The following is a 17084-nucleotide window of genomic DNA, read 5'->3' as shown; positions in this document are numbered from 1 at the left end:
AACGCGGAGCGGTAGTTCAGTTGGTTAGAATACCTGCCTGTCACGCAGGGGGTCGCGGGTTCGAGTCCCGTCCGTTCCGCCACATTAAGAAAGCCTGAATCAGCAATGATTCAGGCTTTCGTCGTTTCAGCCTTGTGTATTTCCTCTGGGCCAGCATCTCCTCCCTACACTCGATAAACACCAGCATCGCTGGTTTTACGGCTTTTCCAGCGTGATGGGCACAAGGTGCGGTAATCGAGCGTGGCGCTGTACGCTACGAATGTTTATCTCAACTCTAGCCGAGCGCGAATGGGTCAGCGTCCTGCCAGGCGGGGAATTTCTCTCGGTATTCTTGCAGCAGCGTCATGGATAACTCGCCATCGATACGCGTGGCTTGATGAGGTTCGGCTGTAGCCAGAATTTCACCCTGCGGTGTGATTATCCGGCTGTCACCACGATAATGATGGCCGTTACCGTCGGTTCCCACGCGGTTACATCCAGCGACATAGGCTTGGTTCTCAATTGCCCGTGCGGTCAGCAACGCTTGCCAGTGCAGCGAGCGTGGCGCTGGCCAGTTGGCGACGTATAGCGCCAGGTCGTAATCATTGCGGTTGCGCGACCACACCGGGAAGCGCAGGTCGTAGCACACCAGCGGCAGAATACGCCAGCCACGCCACGCCAGCACCACGCGGCTATCACCGGCAATATAATGATGATGTTCATCCGCCATGCGGAACAGGTGGCGCTTATCGTAAGCGTGCACTCGGCCTTCCGGCTCAACCAACAAGAAGCGATTGACCGCCCCGCGCGGCGTTTGCAACGCGGCGCTACCCGCAATCAGCGCCTGTGTCCGTTGTGCTTGCTCGCGCATCCAGGCGACAACATCCTCTTCTGCCATCGACTGTGCAGCGGCTTCCATCGCAAAACCGGTCGTGAACATCTCTGGTAGCACAATGACATCTCGCCCGGTGATATCTTCCATCAGTCTGGCAAAATGGCGCAGGTTAGCTGGGCCGTCCATCCACACCAGCGGTTGTTGTAAAAGGGTAATCTTTAAACCAGCCACGGCGCTCGACTCCTGTTTTACGGGACTATTTTTAACTCTAACACCTTATCAGGCCGTTGCATCCCTACGGAGTATTTTGATAAAAAAAGCGTTTATCAGAAATCACCGATTTGCATTTTTGGCATTGCCGCCCACTCTTAACGAGATGAATAACAAGAGCAGGATCAGCTCAGGAGGAATGATGTTAAAAGCAATTACCGCTATCGCCGCGCTGGTGATGGCATCCAGTGCTCTGGCGCAGAGTGACGTGACTATCAGCAGCCTGGCGAAAGGTGATACCACCAAAGCCGCCTTTAACCAGATGGTTAAAGGACATAAACTGCCAGCGTGGGTCAGCAACGGTGGCACGTTCTCACCGGCGAAAACCGTTACGCTGGGCGATGAGTCCTGGCAGGTGCTGAGTGCTTGTAAACCGCACGATTGTGGTGCGGAGCGAGTTGCGGTGCTGTGGTCAGAAAAATCACATCAAATGTCTGGCGTTTTCTCAACGGTGGATGAAAAAACCTCTCAGGAGAAACTGACCTGGCTTAACGTCAGCGATGAGCTTTCTATCGACGGTAAAACGGTACTGTTTGCAGCATTAAGCGGCAGCCTGGAAAACCACCCGGACGCGTTTAACTACAAGTAATGCGCGGCTGGTTTGATAGTAAAAACGGAGCCAATCGGCTCCGTTTTTTGTCTTACGCGGCTTCAGTCTTGCGGACTTTCTCCGGCAACTTTACCGGTTTGGTCGCCAGCGCATCGGGCGCGAAGTCATCAACGTTAATGCTACGCAGACGGCTCTCTTCCGCTTTCGTCAAAATCGCTGCCTCGGCCTGGTCAATCAAGCCTTTCGCTAACGCGTTACGGGCCAGTTCATCCAGTCGGGTAAACGGCAGATTTTTACCAATCTCTTTACAGATACGCTGGTGGATAGGGTCGGCGGCCATCACGTCAACCAACGCTTCTTCCAACAGACCCACCGGATTGTGTGCGCTTGCCGTCAGATACTGACCACGCCCAATACGCGAGCGAGTGGCGCTTGGTGTTTGCAGAATCTTCGCTACGCTGTGATCCAGCTTATCCGACGGCGCATCGTAATGGCGGCCAGTTGGGAAGATAACCACGCGCATTGCACCAGCTACAAACCGATTCGGGAAGTTCTTCAGTAAATCGTCCATTGCCTGCTCTGCCTGATACAGCGCATCCTGTACGCCCCAATGCACCAGCGGTAAATCCGCTTCGTTACGGCCTTCATCGTCATAGCGTTTTAGCACCGCAGAGGCAAGATACAGCTGGCTTAACACATCCCCCAAACGGGCAGAGATACGTTCGCGGCGTTTCAGGCTGCCACCCAGCACCGCCATGGAAACATCAGACAACAGAGCCAGGTTGGCGCTCAGACGGTTCAGATGCTGATAATAACGTTTGGTCGCATCGCGAGTTGGCGTCGGGCTGGTTAAACCGTGTGTGATACCTAACCAGAAGCTACGTACTTTGTTGCTACCCACGTGGCCAATATGTTTAAACAGCAACTTATCGAACGCATTCACATCTTTATTCTGTGCCGCCGCCATTTCTTCCAGCACGTATGGATGGCAACGAATTGCCCCCTGGCCGAAGATCATCATGCTACGGGTCAGAATGTTGGCACCTTCCACGGTAATGGCAATCGGCGCACCTTGATAAGCACGCGCCAGGAAGTTGCCTTCACCCAGCATAATGCCTTTACCGCCGGTAATATCCATCGCATCGATGATTGACTGCTGCCCACGGTGGGTACAGTGGTATTTCACGATAGCCGACAGCACGGCAGGTTTTTCGCCCAGCATAATCCCGTAGGTAATCAGTGTTGCCGCTGCATCCATCACATAGGCGTTGCCCGCGATACGTGCCAACGGCTCTTCGATGCCTTCCATTTTACCGATAGACACTTTGAACTGGCGGCGAATGTGTGCATAAGCACCGGTCGCCAGCGCTACAGATTTCACGCCGCCGGTCGAGTTGGACGGCAGGGTAATGCCACGGCCTACGGACAGACATTCAACCAGCATACGCCAGCCTTGTCCGGCCATTTTTGGCCCGCCGATGATGTAATCGATCGGCACGAAAATATCCTGGCCACGGGTTGGGCCATTCTGGAACGGCACGTTCAGTGGGAAGTGACGACGACCAATTTCCACACCTGGGGTGTTGGTTGGGATCAGCGCACAGGTAATACCTAATTCTTCAGCGCCGCCCAGCAGTTTGTCTGGGTCAGAAAGTTTAAACGCCAGCCCCAGCACGGTCGCGATAGGTGCAAGGGTGATATAGCGCTTGTTCCAGGTCAAACGCATCCCCAGAACCTGCTCGCCTTGCCATTCGCCCATGCAAACGACGCCCGTATCGGGGATAGCGCCCGCATCAGAACCGGCTTCCGGGCTGGTCAGCGCAAAACACGGGATTTCCTGACCGCGCGCCAGACGTGGCAGATAGTGATTTTTTTGTTCTTCAGTACCGTAATGCTGCAACAGTTCGCCCGGCCCTAAAGAGTTCGGCACGCCGACGGTAATCGCCAGGATACCGGAAACGCCGGACAGTTTTTGCAGCACGCGCGCCTGGGCATATGCTGAAAATTCCAGGCCGCCGTACTCTTTCTTAATGATCATCGCGAAGAAACGGTGTTCTTTCAGATACGCCCACAGCTCCGGCGGCAGGTCAGCCATCTCATGGGTTATCTCGAAGTCATTCGCCATGCGGCAAGCTTCTTCCACTGGGCCATCAATAAAGGCCTGCTCTTCGGCGGTTAGCTGTGGACGAGGGTAGTTGTGCAGTTTTTTCCAGTCTGGGTTGCCGCGAAACAGGTCGCCTTCCCACCAGGTTGTACCCGCGTCGATCGCTTCTTTTTCTGTACGCGACATTGGCGGCATCACTTTACTGAACATGCGGAAGACCGGTGCAGAGATAAGCGCCTTACGCATAGGGGTAAAGTTAAACGGCACGAGAATGATAGCCAGCGGCACTAGCAGCCACAGATTCCACAGCCCAGCAGCGCCAAGCGCCGCAGTCCAGGCCAGCAGAATCAGGCTGCTGAGTGTCAAACTGATACGGTGATAGAAGAGTGCACCGAGTACGGCAATAGTTAAAACAATACTCAAAATCATCATAGAGAAATGCCCCTGTCTTGTAGGAGGTCTGACCACTTGTGATGATATGGTTGTAGTTGATGTGAATTTAATTAGCAATGTGTTTACAAAATAATTACAACCTCGCTCACATTGTTGGTGGTTTTTAGCGCACCAAAAATTCAAACTCCCGCTGAATAGATTGGCGCTTGCTTCTCTGTACTGACGCTATCCGGTACACTAGCCATGACAATTTTATTAATGCTGAAGGATTATCCTCATGTACCAGGATCTTATTCGTAACGAACTGAATGAAGCCGCCGATACACTGGCAAACTTCCTGAAAGACGAAGCCAATATCCACGCCATTCAGCGCGCAGCAGTGCTGCTGGCGGACAGCTTTAAAGCCGGTGGTAAAGTGCTCTCTTGCGGTAACGGTGGCTCCCACTGTGACGCAATGCACTTCGCGGAAGAGCTGACCGGGCGCTATCGTGAAAACCGTCCGGGCTACCCGGCAATTGCGATTTCCGACGTTAGCCATCTCTCCTGCGTGAGCAATGATTTCGGTTATGAATATGTGTTCTCTCGCTATGTTGAATCTGTTGGCCGTGCAGGTGATGTTCTGCTGGGGATTTCTACCTCTGGTAACTCTGGCAACATCATTAAAGCGATTGAAGCAGCGCGTGCACAGGGGATGAAAGTGATCACCCTGACCGGGAAAGATGGCGGTAAAATGGCGGGTTCTGCGGATATCGAAATTCGTGTTCCGCACTTTGGCTACGCTGACCGCGTACAAGAGATCCACATTAAAGTTATCCATATTCTTATCATGCTGATTGAAAAAGAAATGGTTAAGGCATAAGTCTTACGGGGCTTCGGCCCCGATTGCTGCGGGAGTATGATATGTGCGAATTGCTCGGGATGAGCGCCAATGTGCCAACCGATATCTGCTTTAGTTTCACCGGACTGGTACAGCGCGGTGGCGGCACTGGGCCGCATAAAGACGGCTGGGGAATTACCTTCTACGAAGGCAAAGGTTGTCGCACATTTAAAGATCCGCAGCCCAGCTACCAATCGCCTATCGCCAGGCTAGTACAAGATTACCCTATCAAATCCTGCTCGGTGATTGCGCATATTCGCCAGGCCAACCGAGGCATGGTCGCGCTGGAAAACACCCACCCGTTTACCCGTGAGCTGTGGGGGCGCAACTGGACATATGCCCACAACGGGCAGCTTACCGGCTACAAATCACTGGAAACAGGGCAGTTTCGTCCCGTTGGCGAAACCGATAGTGAAAAAGCCTTCTGCTGGTTGCTGCATAAACTGACCGAGCGCTACCCGCGCACGCCGGGCAATATGCAGGCGGTATTCAAGTTTATTGCATCGCTGGCGGACGAGTTGCGTGAGAAGGGCGTGTTCAACATGCTGTTGTCCGATGGGCGCTACGTGATGGCGTTCTGTTCGACTAATCTGTACTGGATAACGCGTCGCGCACCGTTTGGCGTCGCTAAACTCTTAGACCAGGATGTCGAAATCGATTTTCAGCAGGAAACCACCGCCAACGATGTGGTGACGGTTATTGCAACCCAACCGCTGACGGGGAATGAAACCTGGCACAAGATTATGCCAGGCGAATGGCGCTTATTTTGTCTCGGGGAGCGTGTAGTTTGACGCCAACTGTGGCTGAACGACTTCATGGCTCAATGGCTTGCTCACCGTGTAGCGGCCATCAACAACCGACACGATAGGCGGCTTGTGCGTCTGCTGGAAGTAGTCATAACCGGGCTTCAACTGCTGCCAGAAATCTTTGTAGTATGAGAATTTGTGGCGCTGCATGTTGGCATCGGTCATGCGGAACGGATAGATGCTCACCTGCACGTTTGGCTGCCCAAAGACCAGAGCCGCAGTAACAAACTGGAAAATCTCATCAATACCGGAGTCGGTCATGGCGTAGCAGCCAATCGACACACAAGCACCGTGAATCATTAGATATTTCCCTTCATAACCGTGAGCGCGGTCATAAGCGTTCGGGAAGCCGATATTAATCGCTTTATAGAAACGGCTATCCGGCTTTAGCTGGCTGCGCTGCACCGAATAAAATCCTTCCGGGCTTTTAAAATCGCCCTGACGCTGTTTTGGCCCCAGGCCGCCGGAATAGTTACAGATTTTATAGCTATCGAGGAGTTGGTAGGTTTCACCCATTTTCACGAAAAGATCGAGCGTGCGCTCTTCTTTGAAAATCTGGATATAGACCGGTGAACCCATCATTTGCTGCTTATATTCTTTACTGACGGGCGTCGTCGGGGTGTTGCTGCTCAATAACCCAGCAAACGAAACGCACGGCATCAGAAGCATCGCAATAAAAAATGCGATTTTGCGCATACTACATATTCCTTGATAAAAAAATAACTACACGCCAGGAAGGCAACTGAGAGCAAAAGCAGACAAATCTGTTTTTTGAGCGCTCACCTTAGCACCACCGCATTTTTTCGCAAGTGGGGAGTTTGGCGTTCACGATTTGATCTTGCATTCCCGCCACAACCCGGTGCGTTGTGCTGTTTGCCGTCCAGCGCGCCGTGGCTAAAGAGAGTGTAGGATAAGCTAATGATTCACTGGCTATCTTTATCTGAATCCGTAGAACTTTGCGTATTAGCTCGCAATTTAGCGGCTTGAAAAGCGGAACTGCTGCATCGGAGAAGGAGAAAATGGTAAACTTTCGTTACGTAACCATTCGCTATGGAATCAAAGCTGCGGATGGTTAATAGAGTCACTCTCAAACAGTACAAGAAAGGATGCTTCAATTTCCCGCTATACCCAAGCATGGAATGTTTTTGGGCTTCAGGTGTAACGCCTTTCTTTTGTTTCGTTAACCAAAACGCTGGCCTCAGCGCTGAGTTGACGTCGTCGTTAACGGATACCTGCAAACAGTATGATTAAAATAACCAAAGGCCTTGATCTGCCCATTGCTGGCCTGCCCGATCAGCAACGCATTGATGATGTTACCGTCACGCGTGTGGCGATTAAAGGTGAAGAGTATATCGGGCTTCGTCCTTCTATGGCGGTCAAAGAAGGCGACAGGGTCATTAAAGGGCAACTGCTTTTCGAAGATAAAAAAATTCCAGGGGTACGGTTCACATCACCGGCCTGTGGCACGGTCAGCGCAATTCATCGTGGTGAGCGCCGGGTTTTACAATCGGTGGTGATTGAGGTTGACGGTAACGATGCCGTGACATTCACCCCATACGCCCCAGATGAATTAGCCACGTTACCGCGTGAAACTGTGGCGGCACAGTTGATTGAATCAGGTCTGTGGACAGCAATGCGCACGCGCCCGTTCAGCAAAACGCCAGCGCCAGGTACGGAACCAGCAGCAATTTTTGTCACCGCGATGGACTCCAACCCACTGGCGGCAGATCCACAGCCGATTATCCTCGCCCAGCGCGAGGCTTTTTATGCGGGTTTAACGGTGCTCACGCGCCTGACCGGCGGCAAAGTGCATGTTTGCCAGAGCAGTGGCGGCAAACTGGGCGGTCATCCGCAGGGGCAGGTGACGTTTAACCAGTTCACTGGCCCGCACCCGGCAGGTTTAGTGGGCACGCACATTCATTTCCTTGAACCCGTTAGCCTTAATAAACAGGTCTGGCACCTGAATTATCAGGATGTTATCGCCTACGGTAAACTGTTCCTCGACGGTATTTTATGGACTGAACGCGTGATTGCGCTAGGTGGCCCGCAGGTTAAACACCCGCGTCTTCTGCGCACCTGCCTGGGCGCAAGTCTTGATGAAATGCTGGTGGGCGAACTGCAAGACGGCGAAAATCGTATCCTGTCCGGCTCGGTATTAAACGGCACTCAGGCCGTTGGGCCTCAGGCATTTCTGGGGCGCTTTCACCTTCAGGTGAGCGTGCTCAAAGAGGGGCGTGAAAAAGAGCTGCTGGGCTGGGTTGCGCCGGGGCGCGATAAATTCTCCATTACCCGCACCACGGTCGGTCACTTCTTAAAGAAAAAACTCTTCAATCTCTCTACGGATACCCACGGCGGCGAGCGCGCGATGGTACCTATCGGCAACTACGAACGTGTGATGCCGATGGATATTTTGCCGACGATGCTGCTGCGTGACTTACTGGCCGGTGATTCCGACAGCGCGCAGGCGTTGGGCTGTCTGGAGCTTGATGAAGAAGACCTGGCGCTGTGTACCTATGTCTGCCCCGGCAAATATGAATACGGGCCGGTATTGCGCAGCGTATTAACGCAAATAGAGCAGGAAGGCTAAGTGATGGGCTTAAAGCAGTTATTAGATAAAGTTGAGCCGCATTTCACACAGGGCGGCAAACTCGAAAAATACTATCCACTGTTCGAGGCGACGGCGACGTTGCTCTACACGCCGGGCCATGTCACCAAAGGCGCGGCGCACGTGCGTGACGCTATCGACCTGAAGCGGATGATGATCCTCGTCTGGTTCGCCGTATTCCCGGCGATGTTCTGGGGAATGTACAACGTCGGTCTGCAAACCATTCCAGCGTTGCACAAAATGTACGGCGCAGAACAGTTACAACAGGTGATTGCCAGCAACTGGCACTACAGCGTGGCGCAAGCGCTGGGTGTTAGTTTCGCCCCCGATGCTGGCTGGCTCAGCATGATGATGCTAGGGGCGGTGTTCTTCGTCCCTATCTACGCCACGGTATTTTTGGTGGGCGGCTTCTGGGAAGTGCTGTTTTCGATTGTGCGCAAGCACGAAATTAACGAAGGCTTCTTTGTCACGTCGATTCTGTTTGCGCTGATTGTCCCGCCAACCATGCCGTTGTGGCAGGCAGCGCTGGGGATCTCTTTTGGTGTCGTTATTGCGAAAGAGATTTTCGGCGGTACGGGGCGTAACTTCCTTAACCCTGCGTTAGCCGGTCGTGCCTTCTTGTTCTTCGCTTACCCAGCACAAATCTCCGGCGATTTGGTATGGACGGCAGCCGACGGTTTCTCCGGGGCTACGCCGTTATCTCAGTGGGCAAGCCGAGGTGGCGAGGCGCTGGTAAATGTCGTCAGCGGCCAGCCGGTGAGCTGGATGGATGCCTTTATCGGCAAAATCCCAGGCTCCATTGGTGAAGTTTCGACGCTGATGATCTTGCTTGGCGGTGCGCTGATTATCTTTGGGCGCGTAGCCTCCTGGCGCATCGTCGCCGGGGTTATGCTCGGTATGATTGCCTGCGCCACGCTGTTTAACCTGATTGGATCCGACACTAACCCGATGTTCGCGATGCCGTGGTACTGGCATTTGGTGTTGGGCGGCTTTGCCTTCGGCATGATGTTTATGGCGACCGACCCGGTTTCCGCCTCGTTTACTGACAAAGGAAAATGGTGCTACGGCGCGTTGATTGGCGTGATGTGTGTGCTGATTCGCGTGGTAAACCCAGCCTATCCAGAAGGGATGATGCTGGCGATTCTGTTCGCCAACCTCTTTGCGCCGCTGTTCGATTACCTGGTGGTGCAGGCCAATATTAAGCGGAGGAAGTCGCGTGGCTGAACATAAAAGTAACGATAGCATCGGCAAAACACTGCTGGTGGTGCTGGTGCTTTGCCTGGTCTGCTCCATTGTGGTGGCGGGTTCAGCCGTCGGGTTGAAACCGCTTCAGCAGGAACAGCGCGCGTTGGATAAACAGCGCAATATCCTGGCGGTGGCAGGGCTGATGCACGACAACATGTCTACTGAGGCGATCGCGCAAGTGTATGCCAGCCGCGTCACCCCTCGGCTGCTGGATTTAAAAAGCGGCGCGCTGTTAGACAGCGACCCTGTGAAATTCAACCAAAGTCAGGCGCTGAAAGACCCACAGCAAAGCGTCGCGTTGGCCTCCAGCGAAGACCCTGCCGGTATCCGCCGTCGCAGCAACGTGGTGGAAATTTATCTGATTAAAGATGAACAGCAAAAAGTGCAGGAAATCGTTCTGCCTGTGTATGGCAAAGGTCTGTGGTCGATGATGTACGCCTTTGTGGCGCTGGATACCGATGGACGCACCCTTAAAGGCATCACCTATTACGACCAGGGAGAAACCCCAGGGCTGGGCGGTGAAATCGAAAACCCTAACTGGCGAGCGCAGTTTGTTGGCAAACGGGTGCTGGATGACAACGGCAAACCGGCGCTGAAAGTGATGAAAGGCGCGGCTCAGCCCGGCGATTTGTATGCGGTTGATGGGCTGTCTGGCGCTACGCTTACCGCAAAAGGTGTGCAGCACAGTTTCGATTTCTGGATGGGGGAAATGGGCTTTGGCCCGTTCCTGAAACAGGTGCGTGAAGGAGGGCTGAACAATGGCTGAGCAGGGTGATATGAAAGAGATGAAGCGTGTGCTGGTTGGCCCGCTTATCGCCAATAACCCGATTGCGTTACAGGTGCTTGGCGTTTGCTCGGCGCTGGCGGTCACCACCAAGCTGGAAACCGCGTTTGTGATGACCATTGCGGTTACGCTGGTCACGGCGTTTTCCAGCATGTTTATCTCCATGATTCGCAACCACATTCCGAACAGTGTGCGCATTATCGTGCAAATGGCGATCATTGCCTCATTGGTGATCGTTGTCGATCAGCTGCTACGCGCTTTCGCCTACGAAACCTCAAAACAGTTGTCGGTGTTTGTTGGGCTTATCATTACCAACTGTATTGTGATGGGGCGCGCTGAGGCCTACGCCATGAAATCTCCGCCGCTGGCGAGCTTTATGGACGGTATCGGCAACGGTTTGGGCTATGGCGCAATCCTGCTGATTGTTGGCTTCCTGCGTGAGTTGATTGGTAGCGGCAAGCTGTTTGGTGTCACGGTGCTGGAAACGGTACAGAACGGCGGTTGGTATCAGCCGAACGGTTTGTTCCTGCTCGCACCGAGCGCGTTTTTCATTATCGGTTTGCTGATCTGGGCGCTGCGTAGCTGGAAGCCGGAACAGCAGGAAAAGGAGTAACCGATTATGGCTCATTACATTAGCCTGTTTGTCCGTGCGGTGTTTGTCGAAAACATGGCGTTGGCCTTCTTCCTTGGGATGTGTACTTTCCTTGCGGTATCAAAGAAAGTCTCTACCGCGTTTGGCCTGGGCGTAGCGGTCACGGTCGTGCTTGGCCTGTCTGTCCCTATAAACAACCTGGTCTATAACCTGGTACTGCGCGACGGTGCGTTAGTTGAAGGGGTTGATCTTAGCTTCCTGAACTTCATCACCTTTATCGGTGTTATTGCCGCACTGGTGCAGATTCTGGAAATGATCCTCGATAGATACTTCCCGTCGCTGTACACCGCGCTGGGTATCTTCCTGCCGCTGATTGCCGTTAACTGCGCCATCTTCGGTGGCGTATCATTCATGGTGCAGCGCGACTACAACTTTAGCGAATCGATCGTTTATGGCTTTGGTTCCGGCATTGGCTGGACGCTGGCGATTGTCGCAATGGCGGGGATTCGCGAAAAAATGAAGTACTCAAATGTGCCAGCGGGACTGCGCGGCTTAGGGATCACCTTTATCACCACAGGGCTGATGGCATTAGGTTTTATGTCATTTTCCGGTGTGCAGCTATAAGGGCCGTTAATCATGGAAATTTTACTGGGCGTAGTCATGTTTACGCTTATCGTACTGGTGCTCTCGCTGCTTATTTTGTTCGCTAAATCGAAGCTGGTAAATTCCGGTGACGTGGTGATTGAAATTAACAACGAAGCGGACAAGCAGATTAAAACCCCGGCGGGTGACAAGCTGCTGAATACGCTGTCGAGCAACGGTATCTTTATCTCCTCCGCCTGCGGCGGCGGTGGCTCCTGTGGTCAGTGTCGGGTGACGGTGAAAGAGGGCGGCGGTGATATTCTGCCAACCGAGCTTTCGCATATCACCAAGCGTGAGGCGAAAGAGGGCTGCCGTCTGGCCTGTCAGGTTGCCGTGCGCCAGGACATGAAAATCGAGCTGCCGGATGAGGTGTTTGGCGTTAAGAAATGGGAATGCGAAGTTATCTCCAACGATAATAAAGCGACCTTTATTAAAGAGCTGAAGCTGGCGATTCCTGCCGGTGAGAGTGTGCCGTTCCGCGCTGGGGGCTATATTCAAATTGAATGCCCGCCGCATAAAGTGGCCTATGCTGATTTCGACGTGCCGGATGAATATCGTGGCGATTGGGATAAATTTAATCTCTTCCGCTATGTTTCTGATGTCAAAGAGCCAACGTTGCGCGCCTACTCGATGGCAAACTACCCGGATGAGAAGGGCATTATCATGCTCAACGTGCGTATCGCGACGCCGCCACCATCTGCGCCTGATGCACCTCCGGGGATTATGTCCTCCTATATCTGGTCGCTAAAAGCGGGCGATAAGGTCACCATCTCCGGCCCGTTTGGTGAGTTCTTTGCGAAAGACACCGACGCTGAAATGGTGTTTATCGGCGGCGGCGCCGGTATGGCGCCTATGCGTTCGCATATTTTTGACCAGCTCAAACGCCTGCATAGCCAGCGTAAAATGAGCTTCTGGTACGGCGCGCGTTCGTTGCGTGAAATGTTCTACGCAGAAGAATTTGAACAATTAGCGCGGGAAAACCCGAACTTCACTTTCCATATTGCGCTCTCCGACGCGCAGCCGGAAGATAACTGGACGGGCTACACGGGCTTTATTCATAACGTCCTGTATGAGAACTACCTGCGTGACCACCCTGCGCCAGAAGATTGCGAGTTCTACATGTGTGGGCCGCCGATGATGAACGCAGCGGTTATCAAAATGCTCAAAGATCTGGGCGTCGAAGATGAAAACATCATGCTCGACGACTTTGGAGGCTGATGATGTTAACGGTCTTTCTGGCGACATTCTGTATTTTTGCCCTGGTCATTCTTGGGATGTCGCTGGGGTATCTGGTGAAGCGAAAAAGCCTACAGGGTAGCTGTGGCGGTATCTCTTCGCTGGGGTTAGAGAAAGTGTGCGACTGCCCAGAACCGTGCGATGCGCGTAAAAAACGCATGGCTCGCGAAGCACAGCGCCAACAGAACCGCATCTTGTAATTTTTGCCGGGTAACGCAAATGCTTACCCGGCTTTCCCTTTATCGCTGGCCGGATAAGCATCGTGCCGTTCGATATCCGCACCCAACCATCCCCTTCTCATTGGCGATAATTATACTGTATACTTGTCCAGTAATGTTCGAGGGCGACGTATGCGCAAAATAATCCATATCGACATGGACTGCTTCTTCGCAGCGGTGGAAATGCGTGATAACCCCGCGCTGCGCGATATTCCTGTTGCCATTGGCGGCAGCCGGGTGCAGCGTGGCGTTATCAGCACGGCAAACTATCCCGCGCGCAAATTTGGCGTGCGCAGCGCCATGCCGACGGCGATGGCCCTAAAACTATGCCCGCACCTCACGCTGCTGCCCGGGCGCTTTGAAGCCTATCGCGAAGCCTCGAATCATATTCGGGAAATCTTCTCCCGTTATACCTCGCTTATTGAACCGCTTTCGCTGGATGAAGCCTATCTGGACGTTAGCGACAGTACACATTGCCACGGCTCGGCAACGCTAATGGCGCAGGAAATTCGCCAGACGATTTTCAATGAACTGGCGCTGACCGCTTCAGCAGGCGTTGCGCCGGTGAAATTCCTGGCGAAAATCGCCTCCGATCTCAATAAGCCCAATGGGCAGTTTGTCCTGACTCCCGCCGACGTTCCGGCTTTTCTGCAAACGCTGCCGTTGGCCAAAATTCCCGGCGTGGGCAAAGTGTCGGCGGCGAAGCTCGAGAGTATGGGGCTGCGCACCTGTGCTGATGTGCAGAAAAGCGATCTCGCGATGCTGCTCAAACGTTTTGGCAAGTTTGGTCGTGTGCTGTGGGAGCGCAGCCAGGGGATTGATGAACGCGAAATCAATAACAGTCGGCAGCGAAAATCCATTGGCGTAGAACGCACTCTGGAAGAAGATATTCACGACTGGGCGGACTGCGAGGCGATTATTGAACGCCTGTACCCTGAGCTGGAACGGCGATTGGCGAAAGTCAGGCCCGATCTCCGCGTTGCTCGTCAGGGGGTAAAGCTCAAATTTAATGACTTCCAACTCACTACGCAGGAACATGTCTGGCCGCAGCTCAACAAAGATGACTTAATTGCCACGGCACAGAAATCGTGGCTTGAACGGCGGGCTGGGCGCGGTGTGCGGCTTGTTGGCCTGCACGTTACGCTGTTAGACCCACAGTTGGAACGACAACTGCTGTTAGGAATTTAACTATGCATATCCGTTGTTATCGTGACGATGATTTCCCCGCTCTGTGCCAAATTTTTCTGCATGCGGTGCGAGAAACCGCCAGCCAGCACTACTCCCCCGCGCAAATAGATGCCTGGGCGCAGCTTGATGAAACCCGCTGGCGTCAGCGTTTAGCCCGCTCGTATGTGCAAGTGGCGACGATAGACTCACAGCCCGTTGGGTTTATTACCGCCGTTGAGGGTTACATTGATTTGCTGTTCGTCGCGCCAGACTTCTCCCGACAAGGCATTGCCAACGCGTTGTTGAACCGCCTGTTCACCGACATCCCGAACGGAACCTTAACCGTTGACGCCAGCATTACGGCAAGGCCGTGCTTTGAACGTCAGGGATTTCATGTCGTGGCGGAACAAGAAGTGGAAGTGCGCGGAGAGCGGTTTGTGAATTATCGGATGGAAAAAATCAGATAGGCGGGAAAAATACCCGGCGACATTGCGCCGCCGGGAGAGTGACTTACTTCGCCGGAATCGCTTTCAGCAGTTCAGTCAGCAGTTGCCAGTATTGGCCAACGCTTTCGATATGAACCTGCTCATCCGGGGAGTGTGGCCCGGTGATAGTTGGCCCAATAGAAACCATATCCATGTTCGGGTACGGTTTTTTGAACAGACCACATTCCAGACCCGCGTGGATAATCTGAATGTTCGGCGTCTTGTTAAACAGGCGCTGATAGGTTTCACGCACCAGGTGCATCACCGGAGAGTTAGCATCTGGCTGCCAGCCTGGGTAGCCGCCTTTCGGCTGAGTTTTAGCACCCGCCAGCGCGCCCAGAGATTCCAGCATACTCACGACATAATCTTTACCGCTGTCGAGCAGAGAACGAATCAGGCAGTGAATGGTTGCGGTATCTTCAGTGAAGGAAACCACGCCGACGTTCAGAGACGTTTCAACGACCCCTTTAGCGACATCAGAGTTACGAATCACGCCGTTTGGCGTTGCGTTCAGTAGCTGAATGAACGCGTCGCGGGAAGTTGAAGTCAGCGCTTTACCGTCGAGGGTGAGGGTTTCCAGCACCAGGTTCAGGTTCTTCTCTTTTGCTGACAGCTCGTTTTGCAGGATGTGCAGGTAGGTGTCTACCAGGCCTTTCAGTGCATCAACTTTATCTGCCGGGACAGCCAGAGTGGCGAAGGCTTCACGCGGAATCGCGTTACGCAGCGTACCACCAGTGAAATCAACCAGACGCAGATCCAACTCCGTGGCATGAGCCACCAGGAAACGGGCCAGCAGTTTGTTCGCGTTGCCCAGACCGAGGTGAATATCACCACCGGAGTGCCCGCCTTTCAGGCCTTTCAGCGTCAGCTTGAAGGTCTGGAACCCAGCCGGGATAGCTTCACGGGTCAGCGGCAGATTGGTGGTAAAGTCGATACCCCCTGCGCAACCCATGTAAATTTCACCTTCTTCTTCAGAGTCGGTGTTAATAAGAATCTCGCCCTGCAACCAGTTAGCTTGCAGACCAAACGCACCGTCCATACCGGTTTCTTCGGTCATGGTCAGCAACACTTCCAGCGGGCCATGCTCAACGGTTTCGTCGGACAGCACCGCCAGCGCAGACGCCATACCAATGCCGTTATCCGCACCCAGCGTAGTGCCGCGTGCTTTTACCCACTCACCGTCGATATACGGCTGAATCGGGTCTTTCGCGAAGTCGTGTACGGTATCGTTATTTTTCTGTGGCACCATATCGAGGTGCGCCTGAAGGACGACCGGCTTACGGTTTTCCATCCCAGGTGTTGCGCCTTTGCGAATCAAAATGTTGCCAACCTGGTCGCGCTCTGCGTGCAGGCCTTTTTCTTTCGCCCAGCCCATGATGTGTGCAGCGAGCTGCTCTTCATGATGGGATGGGTGTGGGATAGAACAGATTTTGGCAAAAATATCCCACAGCGGCTGCGGGGATAATTGAGACAGTTCAGACACGATGAGTCTCCTTACGGCTTTCTGCAAAAGTCGCTTGCAGGGAAAGGGTTAGCACATACATATACCACAAGACTGGCTTGCGCGATGGGGTTGAGAATACCACTTTCTGCCCTTTCCGGTAGAACAAACCACGTAAAAAGAGCCGTGGATTCAGCTTAACACTGGTTTTTAGTGCGCCAGATCTCTATAATCTCGCGCAACCCATTTCCCCCTTGAACACTTTTTAAGCCGTATAAAACAGGCTGGGACAACTTCACAATGAGCGAAAAATACGTCGTCACCTGGGACATGTTGCAGATTCACGCGCGCAAACTGGCTGCACGCCTGATGCCTTCTGAACAATGGAAAGGCATTATTGCCGTTAGCCGTGGTGGCCTGGTACCAGCAGCACTGCTGGCACGTGAACTGGGCATTCGTCATGTCGATACCGTATGCATCTCCAGCTATGACCACGACAACCAGCGTGAACTGAAAGTTCTGAAGCGCGCTGAAGGCGATGGCGAAGGCTTTATCGTTATTGATGATCTGGTGGATACCGGGGGTACGGCGGTGGCGATTCGCGAAATGTATCCAAAAGCGCATTTCGTGACCATTTTTGCTAAACCGGCTGGTCGTCCGCTGGTTAATGATTATGTTATTGATATCCCACAGGATACCTGGATTGAACAGCCATGGGATATGGGCGTGGTATTCGTACCGCCTATTTCTGGACGTTGATTCATCAATAAATGCGCTTCTCACGCCCGGTTATGCCGGGCGTTGTTTTTTTTAACGCCCCACGCGTTACAATAAGACCAAAGATCGTATCCACGG

At 53.3% G+C, this 17084-nt stretch carries 17 protein-coding genes, 1 tRNA gene and 1 pseudogene; 14 read left to right on the top strand and 5 right to left on the bottom strand.

Annotated features, from left to right (window positions below; translation table 11 throughout):
- Nucleotides 1-5: 5 nt before the first annotated feature.
- Nucleotides 6-82: transfer RNA gene (locus tag AC6I4B_RS18565), tRNA-Asp, on the top strand.
- Nucleotides 83-157: 75 nt separating this feature from the next.
- Here the strand turns inward: AC6I4B_RS18565 and AC6I4B_RS18560 are convergent.
- Nucleotides 158-241 (bottom strand): annotated as a pseudogene (locus AC6I4B_RS18560) (hypothetical protein); the annotation flags it as partial.
- Nucleotides 242-274: 33 nt separating this feature from the next.
- Entirely contained in the window at nucleotides 275-1045 is a 771-nt protein-coding gene (locus AC6I4B_RS18555) for an amidohydrolase (RefSeq protein WP_497767260.1), read from the bottom strand.
- 181 nt (nucleotides 1046-1226) lie between these two features.
- Here AC6I4B_RS18555 and ivy point away from each other — a divergent pair, with 181 nt between their 5' ends.
- On the top strand, nucleotides 1227-1673 hold the full coding sequence (ivy, locus tag AC6I4B_RS18550; protein ID WP_497772242.1) for an Ivy family C-type lysozyme inhibitor: 447 nt from the start codon (nucleotides 1227-1229) through the stop codon (nucleotides 1671-1673).
- A gap of 52 nt (nucleotides 1674-1725) precedes the next feature.
- On the opposite strand, the gene fadE is transcribed toward ivy, so the two are convergent.
- A complete protein-coding gene (gene fadE / locus AC6I4B_RS18545) occupies nucleotides 1726-4170 on the bottom strand; it encodes an acyl-CoA dehydrogenase FadE (RefSeq protein ID WP_497767258.1) in 2445 nt (814 codons plus the stop codon).
- A 238-nt stretch (nucleotides 4171-4408) separates the two neighbouring features.
- On the opposite strand from fadE, the gene lpcA reads away from it, so the two are divergent.
- Together lpcA and AC6I4B_RS18535 are read left to right on the top strand one after the other, a co-directional pair.
- A complete protein-coding gene (gene lpcA / locus AC6I4B_RS18540) occupies nucleotides 4409-4990 on the top strand; it encodes a D-sedoheptulose 7-phosphate isomerase (RefSeq protein WP_497767257.1) in 582 nt (193 codons plus the stop codon).
- Nucleotides 4991-5031: 41 nt separating this feature from the next.
- Nucleotides 5032-5799, top strand: a complete 768-nt coding sequence (locus tag AC6I4B_RS18535; RefSeq protein WP_497767255.1) for a class II glutamine amidotransferase — start codon at nucleotides 5032-5034, stop codon at nucleotides 5797-5799.
- Here the strand turns inward: AC6I4B_RS18535 and dpaA are convergent.
- Complete coding sequence (gene dpaA, locus AC6I4B_RS18530) at nucleotides 5770-6510, bottom strand: peptidoglycan meso-diaminopimelic acid protein amidase (RefSeq protein ID WP_497767253.1); 741 nt, start codon at nucleotides 6508-6510, stop codon at nucleotides 5770-5772. The two genes, AC6I4B_RS18535 and dpaA, sit on opposite strands and share 30 nt — an antisense overlap.
- 547 nt (nucleotides 6511-7057) lie before the next feature.
- Between dpaA and AC6I4B_RS18525 the strand changes: the two genes are divergently transcribed.
- The 9 genes from AC6I4B_RS18525 to AC6I4B_RS18485 all read left to right on the top strand — a co-directional run bounded on the left by AC6I4B_RS18525 (nucleotide 7058) and on the right by AC6I4B_RS18485 (nucleotide 14770).
- Nucleotides 7058-8401 (top strand): Na(+)-translocating NADH-quinone reductase subunit A, encoded by a 1344-nt coding sequence (locus tag AC6I4B_RS18525; protein ID WP_497767252.1) that lies wholly within the window; start codon nucleotides 7058-7060, stop codon nucleotides 8399-8401.
- Between the two features lie 3 nt (nucleotides 8402-8404).
- Nucleotides 8405-9643, top strand: coding sequence for an NADH:ubiquinone reductase (Na(+)-transporting) subunit B (locus tag AC6I4B_RS18520; protein ID WP_497772240.1), 1239 nt, complete (start codon nucleotides 8405-8407; stop codon nucleotides 9641-9643).
- On the top strand, nucleotides 9636-10430 hold the full coding sequence (locus AC6I4B_RS18515) for a Na(+)-translocating NADH-quinone reductase subunit C (RefSeq protein WP_497767250.1): 795 nt from the start codon (nucleotides 9636-9638) through the stop codon (nucleotides 10428-10430). The genes AC6I4B_RS18520 and AC6I4B_RS18515 overlap by 8 nt, the downstream gene beginning before the upstream one ends.
- Nucleotides 10423-11061, top strand: coding sequence for an NADH:ubiquinone reductase (Na(+)-transporting) subunit D (locus AC6I4B_RS18510; RefSeq protein WP_497767249.1), 639 nt, complete (start codon nucleotides 10423-10425; stop codon nucleotides 11059-11061). Before AC6I4B_RS18515 ends, AC6I4B_RS18510 begins: the two co-directional genes overlap by 8 nt.
- A 6-nt stretch (nucleotides 11062-11067) precedes the next feature.
- Nucleotides 11068-11664, top strand: a complete 597-nt coding sequence (gene nqrE, locus AC6I4B_RS18505) for an NADH:ubiquinone reductase (Na(+)-transporting) subunit E (protein ID WP_497767247.1) — start codon at nucleotides 11068-11070, stop codon at nucleotides 11662-11664.
- Nucleotides 11665-11676: 12 nt separating this feature from the next.
- Entirely contained in the window at nucleotides 11677-12900 is a 1224-nt protein-coding gene (gene nqrF / locus AC6I4B_RS18500; protein WP_497767245.1) for an NADH:ubiquinone reductase (Na(+)-transporting) subunit F, read from the top strand.
- A gap of 2 nt (nucleotides 12901-12902) precedes the next feature.
- Nucleotides 12903-13118 carry a (Na+)-NQR maturation NqrM gene (nqrM, locus tag AC6I4B_RS18495; RefSeq protein ID WP_064547684.1) on the top strand — a complete coding sequence of 72 codons (216 nt, stop codon included), beginning with the start codon at nucleotides 12903-12905 and terminating at the stop codon, nucleotides 13116-13118.
- Nucleotides 13119-13268: 150 nt separating this feature from the next.
- Nucleotides 13269-14324: a DNA polymerase IV gene (gene dinB / locus AC6I4B_RS18490; protein WP_497767244.1), complete on the top strand. Its 1056-nt coding sequence runs from the start codon at nucleotides 13269-13271 to the stop codon at nucleotides 14322-14324.
- Between the two features lie 2 nt (nucleotides 14325-14326).
- Nucleotides 14327-14770 (top strand): GNAT family N-acetyltransferase, encoded by a 444-nt coding sequence (locus AC6I4B_RS18485; RefSeq protein ID WP_497767242.1) that lies wholly within the window; start codon nucleotides 14327-14329, stop codon nucleotides 14768-14770.
- Between the two features lie 43 nt (nucleotides 14771-14813).
- Here the strand turns inward: AC6I4B_RS18485 and pepD are convergent, their stop codons facing one another.
- Nucleotides 14814-16271 (bottom strand): cytosol nonspecific dipeptidase, encoded by a 1458-nt coding sequence (gene pepD, locus AC6I4B_RS18480; RefSeq protein ID WP_497767240.1) that lies wholly within the window; start codon nucleotides 16269-16271, stop codon nucleotides 14814-14816.
- 258 nt (nucleotides 16272-16529) lie between these two features.
- Between pepD and gpt the strand changes: the two genes are divergently transcribed.
- Nucleotides 16530-16988 carry a xanthine phosphoribosyltransferase gene (gene gpt, locus AC6I4B_RS18475; protein ID WP_042395309.1) on the top strand — a complete coding sequence of 153 codons (459 nt, stop codon included), beginning with the start codon at nucleotides 16530-16532 and terminating at the stop codon, nucleotides 16986-16988.
- The last annotated feature ends 96 nt before the right edge of the window (nucleotides 16989-17084 follow it).

The sequence above is a fragment of the Kluyvera fluvialis genome (assembly GCF_059725275.1).
The sequence above is the reverse complement of the archived record's forward strand: the minus strand, read 5'-3'. Positions and strand labels throughout refer to the sequence as shown.

Bases quoted from the DNA above. Each gene is read 5' to 3' on its own strand.
- ivy (WP_497772242.1), top strand. From the start codon at position 1,227: ATGTTAAAAGCAATTACCGCTATCGCCGCGCTGGTGATGGCATCCAGT.
- fadE (WP_497767258.1), bottom strand. From the start codon at position 4,170: ATGATGATTTTGAGTATTGTTTTAACTATTGCCGTACTCGGTGCACTC.
- lpcA (WP_497767257.1), top strand. From the start codon at position 4,409: ATGTACCAGGATCTTATTCGTAACGAACTGAATGAAGCCGCCGATACA.
- AC6I4B_RS18535 (WP_497767255.1), top strand. From the start codon at position 5,032: ATGTGCGAATTGCTCGGGATGAGCGCCAATGTGCCAACCGATATCTGC.
- dpaA (WP_497767253.1), bottom strand. From the start codon at position 6,510: ATGCGCAAAATCGCATTTTTTATTGCGATGCTTCTGATGCCGTGCGTT.
- AC6I4B_RS18525 (WP_497767252.1), top strand. From the start codon at position 7,058: ATGATTAAAATAACCAAAGGCCTTGATCTGCCCATTGCTGGCCTGCCC.
- AC6I4B_RS18520 (WP_497772240.1), top strand. From the start codon at position 8,405: ATGGGCTTAAAGCAGTTATTAGATAAAGTTGAGCCGCATTTCACACAG.
- AC6I4B_RS18510 (WP_497767249.1), top strand. From the start codon at position 10,423: ATGGCTGAGCAGGGTGATATGAAAGAGATGAAGCGTGTGCTGGTTGGC.
- nqrE (WP_497767247.1), top strand. From the start codon at position 11,068: ATGGCTCATTACATTAGCCTGTTTGTCCGTGCGGTGTTTGTCGAAAAC.
- nqrF (WP_497767245.1), top strand. From the start codon at position 11,677: ATGGAAATTTTACTGGGCGTAGTCATGTTTACGCTTATCGTACTGGTG.
- nqrM (WP_064547684.1), top strand. From the start codon at position 12,903: ATGTTAACGGTCTTTCTGGCGACATTCTGTATTTTTGCCCTGGTCATT.
- dinB (WP_497767244.1), top strand. From the start codon at position 13,269: ATGCGCAAAATAATCCATATCGACATGGACTGCTTCTTCGCAGCGGTG.
- AC6I4B_RS18485 (WP_497767242.1), top strand. From the start codon at position 14,327: ATGCATATCCGTTGTTATCGTGACGATGATTTCCCCGCTCTGTGCCAA.
- gpt (WP_042395309.1), top strand. From the start codon at position 16,530: ATGAGCGAAAAATACGTCGTCACCTGGGACATGTTGCAGATTCACGCG.